21 protein-coding genes are annotated in these 20,465 nt (G+C 41.1%); 15 read left to right on the forward strand and 6 right to left on the reverse strand.

Features of this window, described 5'->3' with window-relative positions; all coding sequences use genetic code 11:
* Nucleotides 1-56: 56 nt before the first annotated feature.
* Nucleotides 57-731 carry an SOS response-associated peptidase gene (locus tag IEW26_RS06185; protein WP_188591726.1) on the reverse strand — a complete coding sequence of 225 codons (675 nt, stop codon included), beginning with the start codon at nt 729-731 and terminating at the stop codon, nt 57-59.
* Between the two features lie 210 nt (nt 732-941).
* Here IEW26_RS06185 and IEW26_RS06190 point away from each other — a divergent pair, with 210 nt between their 5' ends.
* Nucleotides 942-1,712, forward strand: coding sequence for a bacterial surface protein (locus IEW26_RS06190; RefSeq protein ID WP_229729701.1), 771 nt, complete (start codon nt 942-944; stop codon nt 1,710-1,712).
* Between the two features lie 55 nt (nt 1,713-1,767).
* Here IEW26_RS06190 and IEW26_RS06195 read toward each other — a convergent pair whose 3' ends face one another.
* Both IEW26_RS06195 and IEW26_RS06200 read right to left on the reverse strand, forming a co-directional pair.
* Nucleotides 1,768-2,625: an ATP-dependent DNA ligase gene (locus tag IEW26_RS06195; protein ID WP_188591727.1), complete on the reverse strand. Its 858-nt coding sequence runs from the start codon at nt 2,623-2,625 to the stop codon at nt 1,768-1,770.
* A gap of 79 nt (nt 2,626-2,704) precedes the next feature.
* The gene (locus IEW26_RS06200) at nt 2,705-3,055 is read right to left on the reverse strand and encodes a hypothetical protein (protein ID WP_188591728.1); all 351 of its coding nucleotides are present in this window, start codon (nt 3,053-3,055) and stop codon (nt 2,705-2,707) included.
* Between the two features lie 703 nt (nt 3,056-3,758).
* Here IEW26_RS06200 and IEW26_RS06205 point away from each other — a divergent pair.
* The gene (locus IEW26_RS06205; protein WP_188591729.1) at nt 3,759-4,010 is read left to right on the forward strand and encodes a YolD-like family protein; all 252 of its coding nucleotides are present in this window, start codon (nt 3,759-3,761) and stop codon (nt 4,008-4,010) included.
* A gap of 824 nt (nt 4,011-4,834) precedes the next feature.
* On the opposite strand, the gene IEW26_RS06210 is transcribed toward IEW26_RS06205, so the two are convergent.
* On the reverse strand, nt 4,835-5,425 hold the full coding sequence (locus IEW26_RS06210) for a LysE family translocator (protein ID WP_188591730.1): 591 nt from the start codon (nt 5,423-5,425) through the stop codon (nt 4,835-4,837).
* Nucleotides 5,426-5,563: 138 nt separating this feature from the next.
* On the opposite strand from IEW26_RS06210, the gene IEW26_RS06215 reads away from it, so the two are divergent.
* From IEW26_RS06215 to IEW26_RS06235, 5 genes are all read left to right on the forward strand, one after another.
* Complete coding sequence (locus IEW26_RS06215; RefSeq protein WP_188591731.1) at nt 5,564-6,487, forward strand: LysR family transcriptional regulator; 924 nt, start codon at nt 5,564-5,566, stop codon at nt 6,485-6,487.
* Nucleotides 6,488-6,864: 377 nt separating this feature from the next.
* A complete protein-coding gene (locus IEW26_RS06220) occupies nt 6,865-7,497 on the forward strand; it encodes a copper amine oxidase N-terminal domain-containing protein (RefSeq protein ID WP_188591732.1) in 633 nt (210 codons plus the stop codon).
* 673 nt (nt 7,498-8,170) lie between these two features.
* Nucleotides 8,171-8,782 carry a discoidin domain-containing protein gene (locus IEW26_RS06225; RefSeq protein ID WP_188591733.1) on the forward strand — a complete coding sequence of 204 codons (612 nt, stop codon included), beginning with the start codon at nt 8,171-8,173 and terminating at the stop codon, nt 8,780-8,782.
* Between the two features lie 366 nt (nt 8,783-9,148).
* Nucleotides 9,149-9,493, forward strand: coding sequence for a hypothetical protein (locus tag IEW26_RS06230; RefSeq protein WP_188591734.1), 345 nt, complete (start codon nt 9,149-9,151; stop codon nt 9,491-9,493).
* Nucleotides 9,494-9,686: 193 nt separating this feature from the next.
* Nucleotides 9,687-10,988: an aldehyde dehydrogenase gene (locus IEW26_RS06235; protein ID WP_188591735.1), complete on the forward strand. Its 1,302-nt coding sequence runs from the start codon at nt 9,687-9,689 to the stop codon at nt 10,986-10,988.
* Between the two features lie 147 nt (nt 10,989-11,135).
* On the opposite strand, the gene lexA is transcribed toward IEW26_RS06235, so the two are convergent.
* Nucleotides 11,136-11,762: a transcriptional repressor LexA gene (lexA, locus tag IEW26_RS06240; RefSeq protein WP_090916776.1), complete on the reverse strand. Its 627-nt coding sequence runs from the start codon at nt 11,760-11,762 to the stop codon at nt 11,136-11,138.
* Nucleotides 11,763-12,237: 475 nt separating this feature from the next.
* Here lexA and IEW26_RS06245 point away from each other — a divergent pair, with 475 nt between their 5' ends.
* The 7 genes from IEW26_RS06245 (at nt 12,238) to IEW26_RS06275 (ending at nt 18,534) form a co-directional block, all read left to right on the forward strand.
* Complete coding sequence (locus tag IEW26_RS06245) at nt 12,238-12,615, forward strand: LysM peptidoglycan-binding domain-containing protein (RefSeq protein WP_111271737.1); 378 nt, start codon at nt 12,238-12,240, stop codon at nt 12,613-12,615.
* Between the two features lie 96 nt (nt 12,616-12,711).
* On the forward strand, nt 12,712-12,921 hold the full coding sequence (locus IEW26_RS06250; RefSeq protein WP_110896779.1) for a DUF896 domain-containing protein: 210 nt from the start codon (nt 12,712-12,714) through the stop codon (nt 12,919-12,921).
* A 132-nt stretch (nt 12,922-13,053) separates the two neighbouring features.
* Nucleotides 13,054-13,566 (forward strand): vitamin K epoxide reductase family protein, encoded by a 513-nt coding sequence (locus IEW26_RS06255; RefSeq protein WP_145401804.1) that lies wholly within the window; start codon nt 13,054-13,056, stop codon nt 13,564-13,566.
* Nucleotides 13,567-13,594: 28 nt separating this feature from the next.
* Nucleotides 13,595-14,386 carry an HAD family hydrolase gene (locus tag IEW26_RS06260; RefSeq protein ID WP_188591736.1) on the forward strand — a complete coding sequence of 264 codons (792 nt, stop codon included), beginning with the start codon at nt 13,595-13,597 and terminating at the stop codon, nt 14,384-14,386.
* Between the two features lie 649 nt (nt 14,387-15,035).
* Nucleotides 15,036-15,965 carry an ABC transporter permease gene (locus tag IEW26_RS06265; protein ID WP_229729774.1) on the forward strand — a complete coding sequence of 310 codons (930 nt, stop codon included), beginning with the start codon at nt 15,036-15,038 and terminating at the stop codon, nt 15,963-15,965.
* A gap of 12 nt (nt 15,966-15,977) precedes the next feature.
* Entirely contained in the window at nt 15,978-16,850 is an 873-nt protein-coding gene (locus IEW26_RS06270) for a carbohydrate ABC transporter permease (protein ID WP_111271733.1), read from the forward strand.
* Between the two features lie 40 nt (nt 16,851-16,890).
* A complete protein-coding gene (locus IEW26_RS06275; RefSeq protein ID WP_373288435.1) occupies nt 16,891-18,534 on the forward strand; it encodes an ABC transporter substrate-binding protein in 1,644 nt (547 codons plus the stop codon).
* A 267-nt stretch (nt 18,535-18,801) separates the two neighbouring features.
* Here the strand turns inward: IEW26_RS06275 and IEW26_RS06280 are convergent, their stop codons facing one another.
* The gene (locus IEW26_RS06280; RefSeq protein ID WP_229729703.1) at nt 18,802-19,302 is read right to left on the reverse strand and encodes a DUF4830 domain-containing protein; all 501 of its coding nucleotides are present in this window, start codon (nt 19,300-19,302) and stop codon (nt 18,802-18,804) included.
* Between the two features lie 458 nt (nt 19,303-19,760).
* Here IEW26_RS06280 and IEW26_RS06285 point away from each other — a divergent pair, with 458 nt between their 5' ends.
* The gene (locus IEW26_RS06285) at nt 19,761-20,435 is read left to right on the forward strand and encodes a GntR family transcriptional regulator (RefSeq protein WP_145401806.1); all 675 of its coding nucleotides are present in this window, start codon (nt 19,761-19,763) and stop codon (nt 20,433-20,435) included.
* The last annotated feature ends 30 nt before the right edge of the window (nt 20,436-20,465 follow it).

Here is a 20,465-nt window from a genome sequence, read left to right on the forward strand (position 1 = left end):
TCCTGGACCTTTAGTCAGGATTCTTTTCATTTAGAGTAGGAGGATTTTTTTTCTATTCAACCCACTTCTTCGATCAATCCCTCATTATTGTTTCGTACATTGCCAACTTCCTTCGGCACTTCATATACTCGCATCTCAGATGCCTGATATGGCTGGAGCAGTCTAAGTAAAGATTGAACATTTTTATTATCTTTACCGAGCCATTCGGCTTCATCATCGGGATGCAGAATCACTGGCATCCGATTATGGATATCTTCCATCAATTCATTAGGCTCCGTCGTGATAATTGTGCAAGTGCTCAACTTGTTTCCGTCCTGATCGGTCCAAGTGTCATACAGACCAGCTAGAGAAAAGATGCTATCATCCTTCATGAGTATTCGCATCGGCCGCTTGTTGGAACCTTCTTTCTTCCACTCATAAAATCCGTTTGTCGGAATGATACATCGTTTGGAACTGATCAGGCGTTTGAAGGCTGGCTTCTCAGCCAGTGTCTCAGCCCGAGCATTGATCATCTTGTTTCCGATCTTATCTTCCTTTGCCCAAGATGGGACAAGACCCCATCTGAGAGCACCCAAATTATTATTTCCATCTTTGCCAGCTATGATTGTCGGAATGTATTGCATAGGTGCTGCGTTGTAATTTGGTCTGTACTCAAATCCATCAGCTATAGAAGCCATGTACCGCTCGATGATTGCTTCCAAAGGATCTGTAATTGTAAATCTTCCGCACATGATAATGCCTCCTTTGAGACTCTATACTTTGTAATTTTACTCAAATTTTTAAGAATAGAAACGGGTAATTTGTGGAGATACGCATCCAATATAAAATAAAAATGCAATAAATTAGATGATATTTATAGATCAGCAAGTTTATGTTTAGACATATGTTCAGTGATGTATTACTTTAATATTCATTAGAGTTACTACCGAGGAGGAATAATAGTGAAACTTAGTTTTCGAACGAAGATAGGTGTATTATTTGGAGTTCTTATGTTTGCGATGGTTACGTTTTTAAATTCAAGTACATACGCAGCTACATTAGGTCAGAATCTTTATGCTCCTGAAGAAGGATGGAAACGTTATGATGATTCGAATGAACTTATCAAGTATGAAGGAGAATGGCTTAAATATAGTAATGGCGAGAACCTTAGCAATGGGTACGCTCATGCCACAGAATCGTTAGATGCTTCAGTCTCATTTGCCTTTAAGGGGACTCAGGTCAGGATTTTGTCAGATAATTTCACAAACAAAAGTAAAAAGATTGCTATAACCATTGATGGAACAACGGAGTACTTTAGTGAGAACAGCATGACTTATGGCCAAACATTGGTATATGAGAAAAATGGGTTATCAAACAATATTCACAATGTAGTTATTAAGTTAGATCAGGCAGATGGTTATTTGAGTCTGGATGGAATCGACATTAATGAAGATGGATACCTAGTGGATGGCCAGCCAACTCCAAAACCAGAAGAGCCTCAAGGAAACCGTGCTATACTAGTAGTTACAATGACTACCGGGTTAGAGAAGGAATTTGATCTGAGTATGAAAGAAGTAATTGACTTCATCGACTGGTATGAAGCAAAACAAGCGGGAAGTGGAAGAGCGTCCTATGCTATTGATAAGCATGACAATAACAAAGGACCATTTAAGAGTCGTAAGGACTACATCCTGTTTGATCGTGTCCTAACGTTTGAAGTTAGCGAATATTAATCTGTAAAGAAAAAAAAGGCTGTCGCTTAATTGCGAAGCCTTTTTTTCTTTCTACTCACACAATAAACTGTTCAAACACAGGAGTGCGCAGCAGACCTGATTTCGTCCAGCTCCGCATTTTCACCCGTGCTTGGATACGGGGCTGAAGGTAAACATGATTCTTGTCCTCTCCAGTTACGAGCTGCTTGCAAACACTGCGGAATGCCTGCTTATGATTTTGATTCGGCCCGTGCTCAATAACTCCAACTGGTCGTAACTTCCCGGAGGCATCCAGAACAGCAACTAGCCAACCAAACTCACTCTTTTTGTATCCCGTAATGAACACATTTGTACACGACCAGTTAATAACCTTGATACAGTCTTTAGACCGCCTGCAGACATAATGGCTGTCCTTGCGTTTACCGACTACTCCTTCCATACCTCTTGCTTCTATCTGTTCGTATAAGGCTTCTCCTGCGCCTTCGACATAATGTAAAATACCGAAACTGCTGGAAGGCAATACGAGGCTGTGAAGGATAACTTTACGCTCTATAAGCGGCAGCTTGCGCAAGTCGCGATCTTTGTAATGGAGGATGTCGAAAATAGCAAACGTGGCAGGCATAGTTTTGACCAGCTGCTGGACCTTTGTATGCTGCCGTGTACTGAAACGGCTCATGACACCCTCAAAGTCGTTTATCCCCGTCTCTGGATTGGTACAAGCGACCTCCCAATCTAAGATGATGTCTGAGTCGAAAGGTAGCTGAAGTTCCGGGTACTGAGTTGTGCAATCGTTGTTGTGACGTGTATATAATCGGACGTTACCGTCCTGTTGCGAATATATCAATCGGTGACCGTCTACCTTTGGCTCAAATAGATAATTTGAATGGGAGAAGGGACCCGGTGCTGTTTCAAGTAACATTGGACTGCTAAACATAAAAACACCTCAATCTAATTATAGCGTTTTGCCATAATAGATTGAGGAGGTAAGTTATGGGTTAATTGGAATACATCAATCAGTTCAAAAATGTTCGTTCAAACCATCCAACTGATTCTGTTAAAAGTCCAACTCCTGTTGCGAAAAAAACTAAAGCAAGAAAAAAACACATAACTATGGAATCACCTGCTCCATGCAGCTCACCATAATTTTCTCCGCAATCAGGACAAATTAAAGCTGAGCTTGATATTGATCGTCCACACGTTCTACAAGATATGGTCTTACTTACTTTAACACCTCTTAATTTCCTATAGATATTGATAAACATCTGGATTGCAGCTATGATTGCCACCAAAAAAAATATTAATACAAGTATTCCTAAAACAAATACACCGACGTAGTTACTTATTTTATTCATTTGTTCACTCATACGAATCATTTTTCCCTTCAATTAATGTAACTCTAGCGCACGATCATATAGATAATTCTCCAAAAGATTCACTACCTAATTCCATCCTGAAATTATCCGATAATTTTATGTATTTCAGATCTTCTCCCTTCAACGCCCTCAGACCAATGCTCACATCCTTTCATATACTCTATAGCTCTTTAGTAGCTAGAATTATTGTTCTAATAATTATAACACTTAGGATATTATATATGTGCATAGACCATGTGATTGGGGATTTTTGTTGTTGATAAAAGAACTAGTGTTTGCATAAAATAAAACAGAGGAGATTTTGTGCTATCGGATTTTCAACGCAAGGTACTCCGTATCTTATACAACTATAAAAGGCCGCCGACGTTTCTCTACAGTACATGAGCTGACGGTAAAGACGGGGAAATATAAAGCTGATGTCATGGCTGCACTGGACGTTCTCGTGTCTGCCAATTACATACAATGGGATGATAGGTCAGACACTGCGACCATGGTAATTCTGGAAGGTTGGGAGCGAGAAGAAGAAAAAACAAAGTCAAAGCTTCCACATGCTACAATCAACAATTGCTAGTAACATTAATTACTGGACTCAATACTGAGTAGTAATGAATTATGGTGATTAGATTTCGGGTAACGGTATTTAAGAAAGATCTTGCTTAATCCTTCCAGGACATCGGAAGGAATACATAACGAAATGAAGGTACAAGAAAGACTGGGTAAGCCTCTGTTGGACGAACAGGAGGTACAACTGATTGAGGAAGTCATTTTTCAATCTTATCAGCAATGTTGTTCTGTTACGCTGACGGTGTTTAATCCTTTTGATGATGAAAAGATCACGGGTGTAATCACATCAATTGACAGGCCAAACAGGACAGTCAAACTTGTAAGAAGGGCAGAAGATTACAGTTGGATTAAGATTGAAGAGATAATTGCAGCTACTTTATAATTAGGTCGAGCCCAAGAATTATTCCAGGGCTCGGTTTCTTTCTTTTATTATATTCTTTTAAGGATTTTAATCTTGTAAATTCGTAATATTTGAGCCAAATAACTGTAGAGTAGAAATCCCCCAATTCATCCCCCAAACGTCCCCCAACTTATGAAAACTTATGATCAAATTTGAATTCGCTATTCTGTATTTATCCCTAGAAATGCCCGTTTTTATTGAGTTATGCGAACATATGAAATCAACGTACATAAATAGAACACAAGTCCACCAATGGAAACGCGATCAATATATCACGTTGTACTAATCGAAAAAAACCTTGTAACTACGGGGTTTTGAGGAAATGAGCCGGGGGACGTTTTGAGGGAATTGCACTTCTATTGAGGTTGCGTCCCCCAAACGTCCCCCGGTTTTTGATTTTCTGATCCAATTATACCTTCGCTTTAAAGTTTACGTATCATTGATATTTGTAACCATTAATATCGCTATTTTAGCGGCTTTTTCTATTTATCGGTACAAGTTTTGTCCCATGGGATACAATGAATGTTGAATGTGACTCTGGGTCAAGGGAGGAGAAACATATGAACTATCTTACTTTTTGCTGATATCTGGGACAAAAACCTGTACCTATTACTATATTTGACAGGAACATGTTCCTATTCTCAAATAGGTGTATACTTAATCGTTTTTGCCCGTTAATTCATTAAGCTAACGGGCAGAGTAGTGATATAGAAGTACAGAAATTGCATATTGCCAAATGAGTCAAGTTATGGGGAGACGAGACCTTCGAGAAATCGGAGTAAGAAAACAAGCGAATCTTCTGAATCCTAATAGTTCGAAAATAAAAGAAAAATTGCTACAATAATCAATGATCCGCCCATCACCAAATTAAAAACCTTAATGCCGTTCTTCACTTTCATAAGAAATTGTAATTTCGATCCTAAAAGGGCCCAGGAGGCAAGTGAAAGATAACAAATGAGAAAATAAATACACACAAACACAAGAAGCATCGAATAGGAAGTATTCGAACCAAAGGCAGAAACGCCGGAAAGACATGCAATCCAAGCTTTGGGATTAAGCCACTGCATAAGAAAACCGTGACGAAAACGTGGCAGTTGTTCCTCTTTTAACTCGATTTCTGAACGTGAGACCATAATTTTGTAGCCAATATAACTCATGTATCCTGTCCCTATATATCTTAGCAATTCATAGAATATAGGGACTTGCGCCACGAGATTGGATACCCCTAAACCAACAGCAGTTAACAAGAATGTAAACCCGACTGTTGAACCGGATACGAAGGGTAATGAGTGCTTAAAACCATAGTTGACTCCAGAAGAAAGAATTGTTATGTTCACAGGGCCTGGAGAGATCGACATGGATAATGAAAAAAAGCACATTGCAATGAAAAGAGACATGATTGCATACTCCTTATATAGTTTATCTGGGATTACTATAGTTCATCATGATTAAAACCGTCCAATTTCAAGTTCTGATCGGACCCATCGGGAAAACGGAATGATTCATGCAAATACATCTGAGGAGGTCTAGGATAGTTGGAACTGTATCAATTGAAAACCTTTATAGAAATTGCCCGAACTGGCAATTTGACCGAAGCGGCAGCGCATCTTAACACAAGTCAGCCGGCTGCAAGTGCACACATCAAAGCCTTGGAGAAAGAAGTTGGTTTTCCTCTCTTTTATCGAACTTCCAAAGGAATGACTATTACAGAAAAAGGTTCAAAGATATTGTTGGAAGCACAGAAAATACTCACCTCCCTAGATGATTTCTATCTTAAAGCGAGTGATTTGAAGGCTGAATCAGACACCATTCGGATCGGGTTAAATACAAACGGGCAGCTTCTTCGAATAGAGAAATTGATTAGTTTTATTTCGAAATGCCTGCCGCAGGTAGAATTGCATTTTATCGATACTAAAAGTGAAGATTTCACCCAGGATTTGACCAGCGCGAAAATAAGCGCAGGTTTTTATTATGGGAATGTTGTACATCCGTCCGTATACTCCATCAAACTCCATTCCTACAAGATGGTTGTGGTCTATCCCAACAGTTGGGATGCACCACCGAAGAAGAGGTTGTCCCTGGAGTATTTTGCAGAAAAGCCGTGGATTTGGACAACACAAGGTTGCCCCTTTTATAAACAATCCATCGATTACTTCCTGAAACAGGATATGGTTCCGCAAAAAATCATGTATGTCGATGACGAATCTCTGATAGGGAAGTTGGTTCAAGGAGAAATTGGTTGTTCATTGCTGGCGGAGCCAATAGCTATGCGGTTTGCTAATGAAAACATGTTGCAGATCTGGGAAGGTATCGATCTCAATATTGATCTACATTTTGGTTATCTAAAGGATAAAAAGAGCGATGCTGTGTTCCTTGAAATAGGCTCAATAGTGGATAGGATATGGAACGCGGATGGTATCTCGATAGTAAACAGTAGCTATGGAATACACAAGAAATAAAGAAAATACTTATCCTGCTTGTAGTATTGATGTTAGACCAATGTAACGAATAGAGATATTGAGTCGGTTCTTCTGAAGCAGGGCATTCAAGTGGATTTTTATTTTGCGCAACATCTCTAAAATAGCTTCTGATAGCTTATTTTTGTTTTCGTTGTTTTATTGTTGAACGAACTTATGGCGGTTCTGAGGCTTTAAACTTGCTGGGTATTAATCAAGTTATCAGCATTCATTAAAACTACTATCAGATAGTATGTTGATGAATCTTCATATCTAATTGAATGAAAAGTAACTATAGGAATTGTTAATCTTATATTAAATTTTCAGATCTTGTATGATACGATGCGCAGGAAAATAGTACCAGTTGGAGGGTGTAAATCGTGAATAAAAAGTTTCTGGTTAGTTCTCTAGTATCTGTTTTGCTTTTATCAAGTACATCAAGTGTGTTCGCTCATCCAGGCAGAACCGATGCAAGTGGCGGTCATACGTGTTGGACCAATTGCGCCAAATGGGGACTGGAATACGGGGAATATCACTATCATAATGGAGGGAAGTCGTCATCTAGTTCCAGTTCTACTAAGTCTTCTAAGAGTTCTTCGTCAAAAAGCTCTAAATCATCTACATCAAAATCCACAAAACCTAAAGATTCTAAACCAAAGTATACGCAATCTAATCTAAAGGTTCTTATCAATGTTAAAAAAGTCGATTTTACGAATAAATCTTTACAGTATGAGGGGAATAATCTAGTCCCTCTACGTGATATTACTGAAGCATTGAAAGCAACGTTTGCTTACTATCCTGAAAGTGGGACAATCAGCATAACAAAAGATAAACACAAAGTTACATTGACCTTGGGAAGCAAAAAGGTATTCTATAATGGTAGCAGCAGCACGCTAAGCGTAGCTCCAAAAGTCATAAATGGCATTACATACATTCCAGTACAGGCTATCAAAGGCCTAGTAGCAACTATGGAATTTGATTCAAACAATAACACATTAAATATTACAATTTAGACTACTTCGTGGAGAGCATTTGCTCTCCATTGACATTGAATCAAGATATTGAATGGAATTGAGCTCCTGGATTATAAAGTTGCCATACCCAACGGCACAAACTCTGCGATGAATGCTTTTGGAAATCAAAGATTCCCAATCAGTGGAACTCAATAAATAATACATAGGAGCTGGATTGCTATAGTTTCAGTTACGCAAAGAGTAAGCAAAGTTAAACAGCCTAGAGGAGGCTACATACGGCCCAGAGACTTTAAAGAGATAGTGTTGAGTGATGGGATTGAGCTTGACCCAGAAGAAAACCTTCATGCAAGTTTAGTGGGTATGGCTGTTGATTATTTGACCAGATACTTGCCCGGGTCTTCTGCAGAGGAAGCCTTCGAGATATCTTTGAGCGGTTCGTTTCTGGTAGGAGATATGGTGAAGGTAAGGTTGGCATTGCTACGAGCGATTCTATCACTGGGCCATATACGTGCAAAGGAAGCTCTAATATGCTTGGAAAATTATTACGTGATCAAACAGCCTGGGTAGATGATGATGGGACCGGGTACATGTTTGCGGATGATGATGTTAATGGTGCTAGAAACTTGAAGTTTTTTTAAATGAATTCTAGCTACACCGACCTGGATTCAGAAGTCGCATCGTTGGGACACATCGGGCGCCAGCTGTTCAGAAGGTGAATGGAGTCTATTATCTACTCAGCTCGGAACTGACAGGATGGTCAACTAATCGGAATAATTACCAAACGGCCACCTCGCTCGCAGGTCCTTGGTCAGATCGAGTAGATGTCGCCCCGCCTGAAACCAATACCTACAATACCCAGACACAGAATATTATCAGGGCAGGTAATACTTTTATTTATGTCGGTGGACGATGGGCTCAAGGTAATCTTGCTGATTCACGCTATATCATGCTTCCAATGACCGTAAATAGCTCTGCAAAAACCATGTACATTCCAAATTACTACGATAGTTGGAGCTTGAATTCTTCTGACTGGTCTTGGAGCGATACGTCAAATAATAAAGCTTTATTTAAAGCCGTAACGGCATCAAGTTCACTTGAGAATTACGGATGGGGTAAAGCCAAAGTGGTTGACGGAAGAAGAAATTCAATCAATGGATTCATGGGTTATTTCAGTCAACTTGGTCAAAGCTCCAATCATACAGAATGGATAGAAATCAATCTTGGAGATGTCAAGACATTTTCCAAAGTTGTTCTTTATCCTCGCAATGACAGCGGACATGAAGGGGACGAATTCCCAATTGATTTCAAGTATACTAAAGCTTAAATCAAGTTAGGACGGCGTTTTGTGCCGTCCTTTTTTGTAATAACGTGAAAATCAGATCAATAGGGGGAGGGGAACTGCAGACGTGTTTAGCGCAAGAAGGCCACGGTTCATTTATAAAAGTATTTTTTATTGAACTTGCAAAATAAAAGCAAACCTTCTACCGTGAAGCCTAGTTTATATCATAGGCATACCAACGAGTAAAGGGTGAACGCGATGAACAATACATTTTGGAGGAAAATCTGGATCATTAGTTTCATTGCAGTTTTAACGATGGTGCTAATCATTTGTCTATTTGTTAATTTTGGTGAAGCACTCAACAAATCATATCAAATTCTAGGATAGTTCAATCTAGAGAGGCGGGTACTTATGCGACAAAAATGGATGTTTTCTACTTTAACTGCTGTGTTATTCAGTTTTACTTTAATGGGTGTTACATTCGATAGCACTTCAAAAATGCAAGCTTTCAGAGATGATATGAGCAGGCCTTACACGGATTTAATGGAACCATTGCCTGCAAGCTTGGTATATGACAGTGAGCATCCTGATGAAATCCATGTCAAAGATTGCGGTGTTTTTGTGAAAAGTAAAAAGTCTGATATCGACTATAGCGGCGGGATGGTGGTCGTGCATGATGTGCAGCAGGTGATGAAAGAAACAACTCTCATTGTGGCTTACGAAGCACAGTACATAAAACAAAGAGAGTGGAAATAAAAAAGAGGTCGTACAAGCGAGAAGGACGGGTGGCAGGGCTGCTGGTCCTTTCTTTATGCATTCAACAGGTGGGTTTTCAGAAATTTACATCAATTATGTTTCAAATATATGTTGATAGTTTCATATATAAAGAGTATACTGATTTTAAATTTGAAGCAATATAATTTTAAATAATTGATTTGGAGATGTTCATATGAATCAAGCGAAACAACTGGTTGATACACAGCGCATGTTTTTTAATACAGGAAAAACGAAACAAGTGCAGTACCGTATTCAGGCTTTGAAAGACTTGAGACAAGGGATTGAAAAGTACCAGCAACGCATTCTGAATGCTCTTCGAGCTGATCTGAATAAATCTGAAGCTGAAGGTTTCGGTTCCGAGATTCGCATTGTATTGGGGGAGCTGGATCATGCGCTGGAGCATTTGCGTGACTGGGCTGCGCCGCGTACAGTACCAACGAGCTCGGTTATGACGGATGCAGTTAGCACGATATACCCTGAACCATACGGAGTTGCGCTGATCATTGCCCCTTGGAATTATCCGTTTCAACTGGCGTTTGGACCTTTAATTGGCGCTATTGCTGCAGGGAACTGTGCAGTGATCAAACCTTCTGAGCTTACACCTGCAACGTCTCGTTTAATCTATGATCTTATACAGGAGGTATACCCTGAGGAGTATATTGCTGTTATGGAGGGCGAGGTTGAGACTAGCACAGCGCTGCTGAATGAGAAATTTGATTATATTTTCTTTACGGGCAGTACAGGCGTAGGTCGCATTGTAATGAAAGCTGCAGCTGAGCACTTGACTCCGGTAACGTTAGAGCTCGGGGGTAAAAGTCCGGCGATTGTGCATCATGACGCGGATTTGCAAACGGCAGCACAACGTCTTGTACGTGGTAAATTTTTGAATGCAGGACAAACCTGTGTAGCACCGGATTATTTGTTAGTTCATGAGCAGGTGTATGATCAATTGATGGAACAGATCCAGGCGGAGGTACACGATAAGTTTGGTGATGACGTGATGCAAAATGCCGATTTTCCGCATATCGTCAACACTCGTAACTTTGATCGTTTAGCTGCTTTTCTTGCGAATGGGAAAACAGTTCTGGGAGGCCGATCGAGCCGCGACCAACTTATGATTGAACCGACTGTTCTCACTGACATCGATTGGGATTCACCCGTAATGCAGGAAGAGATTTTTGGTCCTGTTTTGCCTGTCTTCACGTATAGTGACCTTAATCCGATGCTTGATGAAATTGTGCGTCGTCCGAAACCGCTGGCGTTGTATCTCTTCACGGAGGATGAGGCTTTGCAGGAGAAGGTATTGAATCAGGTTTCCTTTGGCGGGGGATGTATTAATGAGACTTTGTCCCATATGACCTCGCATTATCTTCCTTTTGGCGGCGTTGGCGAGAGCGGCATGGGTTCATATCACGGGCAGCAAAGCTTTGAAGTATTCTCCCATCACAAAAGCGTTCTTAAACGCAATAAATAATTTTATCTTGTCAAAAAATAGATGAGTTTTCTTCATTATACATGCGCATGTTTGTAACTTATGAAAGTGAATAAAAGAGGTTGTCCTGTAGTCAGGGCAACCTCTTTCATATAACGTGAAATATACCTAATATAGAAACTGATTGTATTAATGAATATCACGGAAAAGACCAATAACCTTGCCCAAAATGCTGACATGCTTCAAACGAAGCGGCTCAAGTGTAGCATTCTCCGGCTGCAGGCGGATGTGATCCTTCTCCTTATAGAACGTTTTCACTGTTGCTTCATCATCTTCAGTCATAGCTACGACAATGTCACCATTGTCCGCAGTTTGCTGTTGACGAACAATGACATAATCTCCATTCACGATTCCTGCTTCAATCATACTGTCCCCGACAACGGAAAGCATAAACACCTTCTGTTCGCCAACATAGTGAGTTGGAAGCGGGAAGTAATCCTCGATATTCTCGGTTGCTGTAATCGGAACCCCGGCTGTAACCTTACCTACAACTGGAATTCGTGCAACGCTGTGGGCAAATTGATGAGAATGCTCCGACTCCTCCTGGCTCAAAAGCTCGATCGCTCTTGGCTTGGTAGGGTCGCGTCTGATCAGTCCCTTCTTCTCCAAACGATCCAAATGACCATGAACCGTGGAGCTGGAAGCCAGTCCAACAGCTTCGCCAATTTCCCGTACGGAAGGAGGATACCCCTTCAACCGGACTTCATTTCGTATAAACTCCAGAATTGCCTGCTGCCTGCTGGATATCTTCGACATACCGTATCAACCCCATTTTAGTAACGTTTGGGAAAATTATAACATAGAACCTCCGTTCGTACAAACATAAGTTCTAAACAAATCGCATGTTTTCAGTGTTTTTTTCGAAATTAAGACATGATCTGATTAGAACATATGCCATTCCTTGAGATTATGAATTCTGATAGCTGTCGATTGTTTTGCCAATGCTCGGTATAAAAAATTGCTTTGCAGATGCTGAATATAAAATTGTTCTGCCAGGACTCAGTATGAATCCGTTCTCTCAAACTTAAATATTGAGTTATGTTATCAAACTTCAATAATAAGTTGCTTTATTAAGACTTACTAGTAGGAGAAGTTTTCGTTGGTCTGATAAAGGTCGTTAAATTATCGAAAAAAGAGCGAACAATTGTTCTAAAAAGGTGTTGAACAAAACAAATGTTCGTGTTATATTGATTCCATGAGATAGGAACAAACGTTTGGAGGCGGGATACACATGAGATATTCTACTTATCAAAGCATTTATGAACCGGTAAATTCAGCAGCTGTGAAGTCTAACATAGGGCAATTGAGAACATTTATGGCACGTTTCAAGCTTTCCTCAGGATTAATCAAACTAGCTATAGCTTCATTAATCATATTTATAGGTTGCAGCACTGTACTGACCGTTTTTGCCGGCAACGAAAATGATTTACTTCCAGGGGGAAAGATCGCTGTATCTCAAGGGGAAACACTGTGGAGCATCTCTTTGGAGCATAAGCCAGCAACAATGGACACCAGGGTATATATAGAAGCAATAAAAAAGGTGAATCAGCTGGAATCAACTACAATTCAGACTGGACAAGTTCTGATATTACCTCAGTTTGCTAAATAGAAATTCGTATCAACAGGCATTGCCGCGTACCAACTTGACAAGCAGCCCTTATCATGTCAAAGTTAATGTGACTTTGTATTTTTGGAGGGGACAAGCTTGGATATAGATAGTCTGGTAGCACGTATTAATGAATTGGCTCGCAAGCAGAAATCCACTGGACTGTCAGAGGAAGAACTTGTGGAACGTGCCAAGCTAAGAGAGATTTATTTGGGTAACATTCGTAACAATTTCAGACAGCAGCTGGATTCAATTGAAATTGTAGATGACGATAAGGGCAAAGGCCACCAAGGCAAACTCAAACATTAATTCCAGAAACCTAAACATATCTTAATGATATTTAGGTTTCTTCATGTTATTTGAGGCTGCTTACTATAAAGGGGGAATATCGGTTTGCGTGTTGTTATGTAAGCCGATACAAGACACATAAGGGGGATTTACATGTCACGGCGTTCGTTCGAGAGAACGGTTCGGAAGAATTCGAAGCAATTGAATCAGCAGCGTAAAAAAAATGGTCAGCCAATTACGGGAAATCCAGGTGAAGATATTTTCAAGGGTAGAAGCCTGTTATTCCCTATTTTTCTGATTGGTCTTGCCTTTTTGTATCTGTTCATGAGCACTTTTTTGGTGAAGGCGCCTATGACAACGTGGGATTGGGTAACGATGCTGCTTTATGTATTCCTTGCAGTTATTTTTATGCTTCGTCGTCCTTACATTAAAATCAGCAGTAACCGGATCATTACAACGAAGGGCAATCGTGAACGCTCCATCGGGGTTGATGATATTATCAAATTCAGATTTGAACCGGGCACTGTAGTGATTGAACATAACAGCCGTGGCAAGAGATGGGTCTTCACCAAGCTGTTAAACCGTTACGATACGGATGCAATGACAGAGCGATTGTTGAAATTTGCTAAAGCACACCAGATCACCGTAGAAACCATTGATAAGTAATTCATGTATAAAGGGGCAGATGAGCAGCATGGCATTGAAAGCGATTATGTTCGACCTGGATGATACTTTATTGTGGGACGAACGCAGTGTTCGAGAGGCTTTTCATGAAACTTGTTTAGTTGCAGCGAACGAGACCGGAGTTGACGCCGAAGCGCTCGAAGAGGCTGTTCGTAATGAAGCACGTGAGCTTTATGAGTCCTACGAGACATTTCCTTTTACCAAAATGATTGGAATTAATCCTTTTGAAGGTCTATGGGCTAATTTCACCGCTGGAGAGCAGCCGGAATTCCGCCAGCTGGAACAATTGGCTCCAATCTACCGTAAGGAGTCCTGGCGCCGTGGCTTGTTAAAGCTTGGTGTAGATCAGGAAGATCTTGCAGAGCGATTGGCTTCGCAATTTGGGGCTGAACGTCGATCCAGACCGCATGTTTATGAAGAAACAATGGATACTCTGCGTCATCTGCATGGAAAATATAAATTACTGCTTCTGACGAATGGATGTCCTGCGTTACAGCAGGAGAAGCTGGATGGTGTTCCTGAGTTATCTCCGTTCTTTGATGAGATTATCATCTCGGGAAGCTTTGGAAGAGGCAAACCCGATCCGTCCATTTTCCAACACGCTTTAAGTAAATTAGGTGTGAAGCCAGAAGAAAGCATGATGGTTGGAGATAAATTAACTACGGATATCCGTGGTGCGTTGTCTTCAGGTATTCGTGCAGTATGGATTAATCGCGAAAACAAAATCAACAATGAAACCTATTCCCCAGATCACGAAATTAAGCACTTATCTGAATTAGAAGAACTGATTGCTAATTTTTAAAGCTGTGATTAAATCTTCTATCTTATTTCTTTAAATTAAACATTGGTTATGACATGAATGATGTTTATCTCGTTCATGCATTAACCAATGTTTTTTTATTATCATCCAATTTTATGAGTGTCTTTTGCTTACTGTTAGAAGTGATTTGTATGATTTATCGAGAAAAAATATTGAAATTTAAAAGGCTCTGTTTTAAAATACAACTAACATACTAGTATGACTAGTATTTCAGAAGAGATTCGTTGACAATGTCGTTTTAAATATCTATCTCATCTGAACAGTACAGTGGCAGACAATCTGTGAATGGAAAAACAGAGTGCAACATGAATAGCAACAATGATTGCTGCTTTTTTACTTCAATGCGTTGTAAGCGCTTTATAACAATTGTTCTTGTTGGACTCATTCAAACATCAGCATGTTTCGCTTGCTTCAGAAGCATATGCAGATATGTTTGAGTGTACATAAAAGTTAAAGTTGATACCGCTTACAATTTATTTTGAGTGGGGGTGAAATGTACAACAGGCCCGTCCTCTGCGTACAGAGGTAAGGCAGAATGACGTCACAAGGTGCAGCACAGAATCTCGTTAATCAAGTTATGGATCGGAGTGAATGACACATGGAGTCAGAGACATCCAAGGCGACGTTACCAATGATATCTTCACGTAAAGAAAGCAGGCTGCAAACAGCGCTCATATTGATTCGTAAAGATTGGCAATTGTACTCACTGTTAGTTCTTCCCATCATTTATCTGATTATTTTCAAATACGGTCCGATGCTGGGCAATATTATTGCCTTCAGACGATTTGTCCCGGGAGGCAGTATATTTGGAGAGACCTGGGTAGGTTTACGTTATTTCAAAATGTTCATTGAGGACCCGACCTTCTGGCGAGTCTTTAGTAACACCCTGATGCTGGGCGGGCTTGCATTGTTATTCACGTTCCCCATGCCTATTATTTTTGCACTGCTGCTCAACGAGGTGAAGAGCAAACGCTTCAAAAAGTTTGTGCAAACGGCCTCGTACCTGCCACACTTCCTGTCCATCGTGATCGTGGCCGGTATGATTCTGCAATTGACAGCCGTGAATGGTTCAATTAACGGACTGGTTGCTTTTTTTACAGGGGATAACATTCCGTTTATGCAGCGAGCAGAGTGGTTCAGAACCATCTATATCTCATCGGAAATCTGGCAGGGCATGGGTTGGGGAGCCATATTGTATCTGGCGGCGCTGACCACCATTGATGATTCGTTGTATGAAGCCGCACGGATTGACGGAGCGAATCGCTGGAAGCAAACCATTCATGTCACCATTCCAGGCATTTTGCCAACGATTGTAACGCTGCTTATCCTGAACATGGGTAACTTTCTGGCAGTAGGCTTTGAGAAAATTCTGCTCCTGTACAATCCGCTGATCTATGAAACTTCCGATGTAATCTCGACTTATTTGTACCGTGTGGGTCTTGAATCCAGTAACTTCAGTTACGCTACAGCCATTGGTTTGTTTGAATCAGTGATTGGGCTGACTCTGGTGTTCACTGTAAACGCCATCTCACGTAAATTGACCGAGCGAAGCTTGTGGTAGAGGAGGAGCATCATGCAGGAATCGAGATCATACAAGGTGTTTAAGGTGTTTAATGTTACATTTTTGCTGTTTATCGTTTTTATTACGCTGTACCCGTTCCTGAACGTTGTTGCGCAATCCTTCAGCAGTGAAGCGTATATCAATTCAGGCAAGGTTAGTCTATTCCCACGTGGGTTCAATGTGGATACGTATAAAACCATTTCCAAGGACAGCATGTTCTGGATGAACTATAAAAACACGGTCGTTTATACGGTGGTAGGTACATTAATCTCCATGTTTATGACAACGATCTTTGCATACGCACTGTCCAAGAAGAGACTGATGGGACGTAAATTTCTAACGATGTTTGCCGTATTTACGATGTTCTTCAGCGGCGGGCTTATTCCAAACTACGTGCTGATTAATTCCCTTGGCTTCAATAACACCATGTGGGCCTTGGTGGTCCCGGGTGCAATAAGCATATATAACATGCTGATTATGAAATCTTTTTTTGAAAACATGCCTGAAGAATTAGAGGAGGCTGCTGCAATTGACGGTTTGAGCACTTACGGCATCTTGCTGCGTATCATTTTGCCTCTCAGTAAGGCGGTTATGGCTACGATGGTGCTGTTTTACGCGGTTGCACACTGGAACTCCTGGTTTCCGGCCTTCTTGTATCTGGACAAAAAAGAGCTCTTTCCGGTTACGATCTACTTGCGCAACATGATTGCCGGAGCAACGAGCGGGGCCACTGCCGGTGCAACCTCTGCGGATAACTTGACCCAGATTGCTGCCAATATCAAATCGGTAACCATGGTTTTGACCATCCTGCCGATTTTGACGATTTATCCGTTTGTACAGCGATATTTTGTAACCGGTATCATGCTGGGTTCTGTTAAGCAGTAACAACAGTAGACCTGGTTCAAAACAAAATAGATTAAAGGGGATGAATGGTTTGAGCAGAAAGCCACGAAAAATGCTTGGCAAGATGATTTTGGCAATGACAATGTCTGCAGTACTCGCTGCGTGCAGCAGCGGTGCTGGAACAGGGCCGGATGTGTCGGAGGTGTCAACAAAAGCCGCGATGGAGAGTTATAACGTCGGTGATACGTTCAAAGCAACGGAGCCGTTTAATCTGTCTATTTTGTACAGTGATCACCCGATCTACCCATACAAAAAAGACTGGATGTTATTTAAAAAAATTACAGAAATGACGGGTGTCACGCTGGAACCAACAATTGTGCCGATGAGTGATTATCCGCAAAAAAGATCCCTTCTGATCAGCTCGGGTGATGCACCGCTTGTTATTCCGAAGACTTACCCGGGGGAAGAGGCTGCTTTTGTATCCTCAGGAGCGATTCTTCCGATTAGCGACTACATTGATTTAATGCCTAACTTCAAAGATAAGGTGGAAAAGTGGAATCTGGAGCCTGATCTTGAAAGCCTTCGCCAAGAGGATGGCAAGTATTACGTGCTGCCGGGATTGCATGAGGCCGTATGGCCGGATTATACCTTGATTGTAAGAACGGATTTGTTTAAAGACAACAATATTGCTATTCCTACAACCTGGGATGAGCTATATACGGCCGCGAAAAAGTTAAAAGAAATCTATCCCGATTCTATTCCGTTCTCGGACAGCTTCAAGTTTAAAAGTACGCTCGGCATTGCAGCTACCGGTTTTGGCACGAAGGCTGGCTGGGGTTATGGAAATGGCTTGACGTACAAAGCAGATCAGGACGAATTCGTATACACGGCTACGACACCAGAGTACAAGGAACTGCTCACGTTTTTTAATAAGATGGTTGCAGAAGGGCTGCTCGATAAAGAAAGCTTCACACAAGACGATGACCAAGCCATTCAGAAGTTTGTATCGGGCAAATCATTTATGATTAACGGTAATTCCCAGACGCTGGTGCTGCATCGGAATGATATGAACAAAACGCTTGGTGAAGGCAAATTTTCGATTGCTAAAATTACCGTTCCGGGAGGACCCAAAGGACAGTTAATGTCTGGTTCAAGACTTGAAAACGGTGTGATGATCTCGGGTAAAATTAAAGATAACGACAATTTCAAAGCCATATTACAATTCATTGATTGGTTGTACTACAGTGATGAAGGACAGGAATTCGCCAAGTGGGGTGTAGAGAACGAGACCTTCACCAAAGAAGGTGGAAAACGCAAATTAGCAGATGACATCAACTACAACGGATTGAATCCAAAGGGCACCAGAGACCTTCGTATTGACTTCGGCTTCTCCGGCGGTGTGTTTGCTTACGGAGGCACAACAGAGCTGCTGCAATCCATGTTTAGCGAAGAGGAGCTTGTTTTCCAGAAAAGTATGAAAGAAACCAAAGAAGTGATCCCGGCCGAACCACCTATTCCGTATTCCTCCGAGGACCGTGAGCGTGTAACACTTCTCAGCACGCCGCTGAAAGACTACACAGAACAGAACACATTGAAGTTTATATTGGGTGAGCGGAAATTGTCTGAGTACGATACTTTTATCAAAGAGCTGGAGAGCCAGGGGCTGTCGAATTACGTGAAGCTGGCCAATGATACCTACAAGACATATAAAGAAAACAATAAATAACACAACTTTCACAGCATAAGTTAATATTAAATCCTTGTTTTATCATATCCCTATCAGGCTGAAGAAACTCAGAATGCTTATGAGGAGCGCGCAAAGCTTCTTTCTCCCGGTAAATGTATTCTCATGAAACGTTTGAGAACTGGATACCCGTTGTCAAGTCTTGGGACTAGTTTTGGTTTTTCAGCTTGGTATAAGTCAAAAAAGCGGCAGCCTAGGACGAGTTGTCCGAAACTGGCGCTTTTTTCATACATGTCCCATTTAGTTCAATTAGCTACCATATTTCATTATCCATTTTTCAGACCATTCTTTATAGCTCATTTTATTTATTTCCTCTAACGTTTGTCCTTCAAGTGAATAAGGAGCTCCCATCAGAACCGCATTTCCTTGAGCTGGCATAGAGGCTCCTCCAATGACGTTCCCTTCACAAAGAATGACATTGACTGTAGTCTCCGTATTATATTTTTTTTCAAGAGGATGATTTCTCACTGTAAACTGATAAATGGTAATTTCTTTTCCAAAATATCTATCAGGCTCAACAGATTGAACCCCCCAGCTTTGCTGATAAGGTATGTTTTCGGTGCTCGCACTAAGTTTGCTCTTTTCTAAGATATATTTCTCAACTTGACCTTGCCTAGAAGTTATTTGATAACCATACTGTTTAAGATATTGTTCAGCGTTTTTTTCGTCATCTGAAGCCCCATTTCCACATGCAGAAAGGACCAAAAACAAAAGCCCTATAAGAACACTTATTTTTGTAATACGCATCATTTCATCTCCTCCTATAAAGGTTGACGGCTCGAATCAATGCAGAGTTGCACTCACCTATAAATGTATTAAAATATACTTTCTTCATTTTTGGATTTCCTTGTTTTTTAAAAAAAATTATTTTTACATCTATGTTTTAGCTTTGTCCACTGGATTTTGCCATGCTGTCTTCCGCCAAACGAGCCAATCGTTATTGCGAAATAGCTTCCTATCTCGTCAAGCGAAGCCATGGATACAAACGCTGGGTGGAGTCTTTTTCCCAAAGTTTGATGCGGTTGTACACTTAAGTCACCGAGAGGTTATTCCCCTTCTGCACATCAAGGGTTTGTTTGGAGCTGAGCTGCAAAAGTTAAAAAACTTGAAATATTTATGCCAAACTGCCGTTTCGCTAAAGATATTTTAAGTGGAACGGCAGTTTGTGCTAATATGAAGGAATATGGCTGAGAGAAAGAGGTCAATTCATGTCACTTAATCAGAAAATGAGAGGCTCGACAAGGGCTTATTCCTATAATTTGGTCAAAGAACGAATTCTGCATCTGGAGCTGAAACCCGGCACCAAAATTTCAGAAAAAGAAATTGCAGATGAGCTGCAGGTCAGCCGGACTCCGGTCCGAGAGGCTTTTATGAAGCTGGCAGAGGAAGAGCTGCTGGATATTATCCCGCAGAGCGGCACGATTGTGTCACACATTAACCTGGAGCATGTCGAAGAAGGCCGCTTTATGCGCGAGAAAATGGAGAAGGAGATTGTCACCCTGGCATGTGCTTCATTCCCGGAAGAATACGTATTCAGACTGGAAACGAACATTGCGATGCAGGAAGTGTGCGTAGGCAAAAACAATTTTTATCGACTGTTTGAGCTGGACGAGGAGTTTCATCAAATCTTGTTTCAGGGAACCGGGAAGCTGAGAACCTGGAAGATGCTGCAGCAGCTGAACATGCCGTTTAATCGGCTTCGTTTGCTGCGGCTTGCAGAGGATTCGAACCTTGAAGTCGTTATATCTCAGCATAAAGAGATTTTGCGGCTGGTGACGGAGCGTAAGACGGAGCAAGCTGTTCAGGTGATGGAAGCGCATTTGCGGCTTGTTGTGGTTGAACAGGAGATGCTAAAGGCAAAATATCCTCATTATTTTATCTAGCGAACACATGATCTGGAGAACCAAATCAAC

The organism is Paenibacillus silvae (genome assembly GCF_014639235.1).
GTDB classification, from domain to species: Bacteria; Bacillota; Bacilli; order Paenibacillales; family Paenibacillaceae; genus Paenibacillus; species Paenibacillus silvae.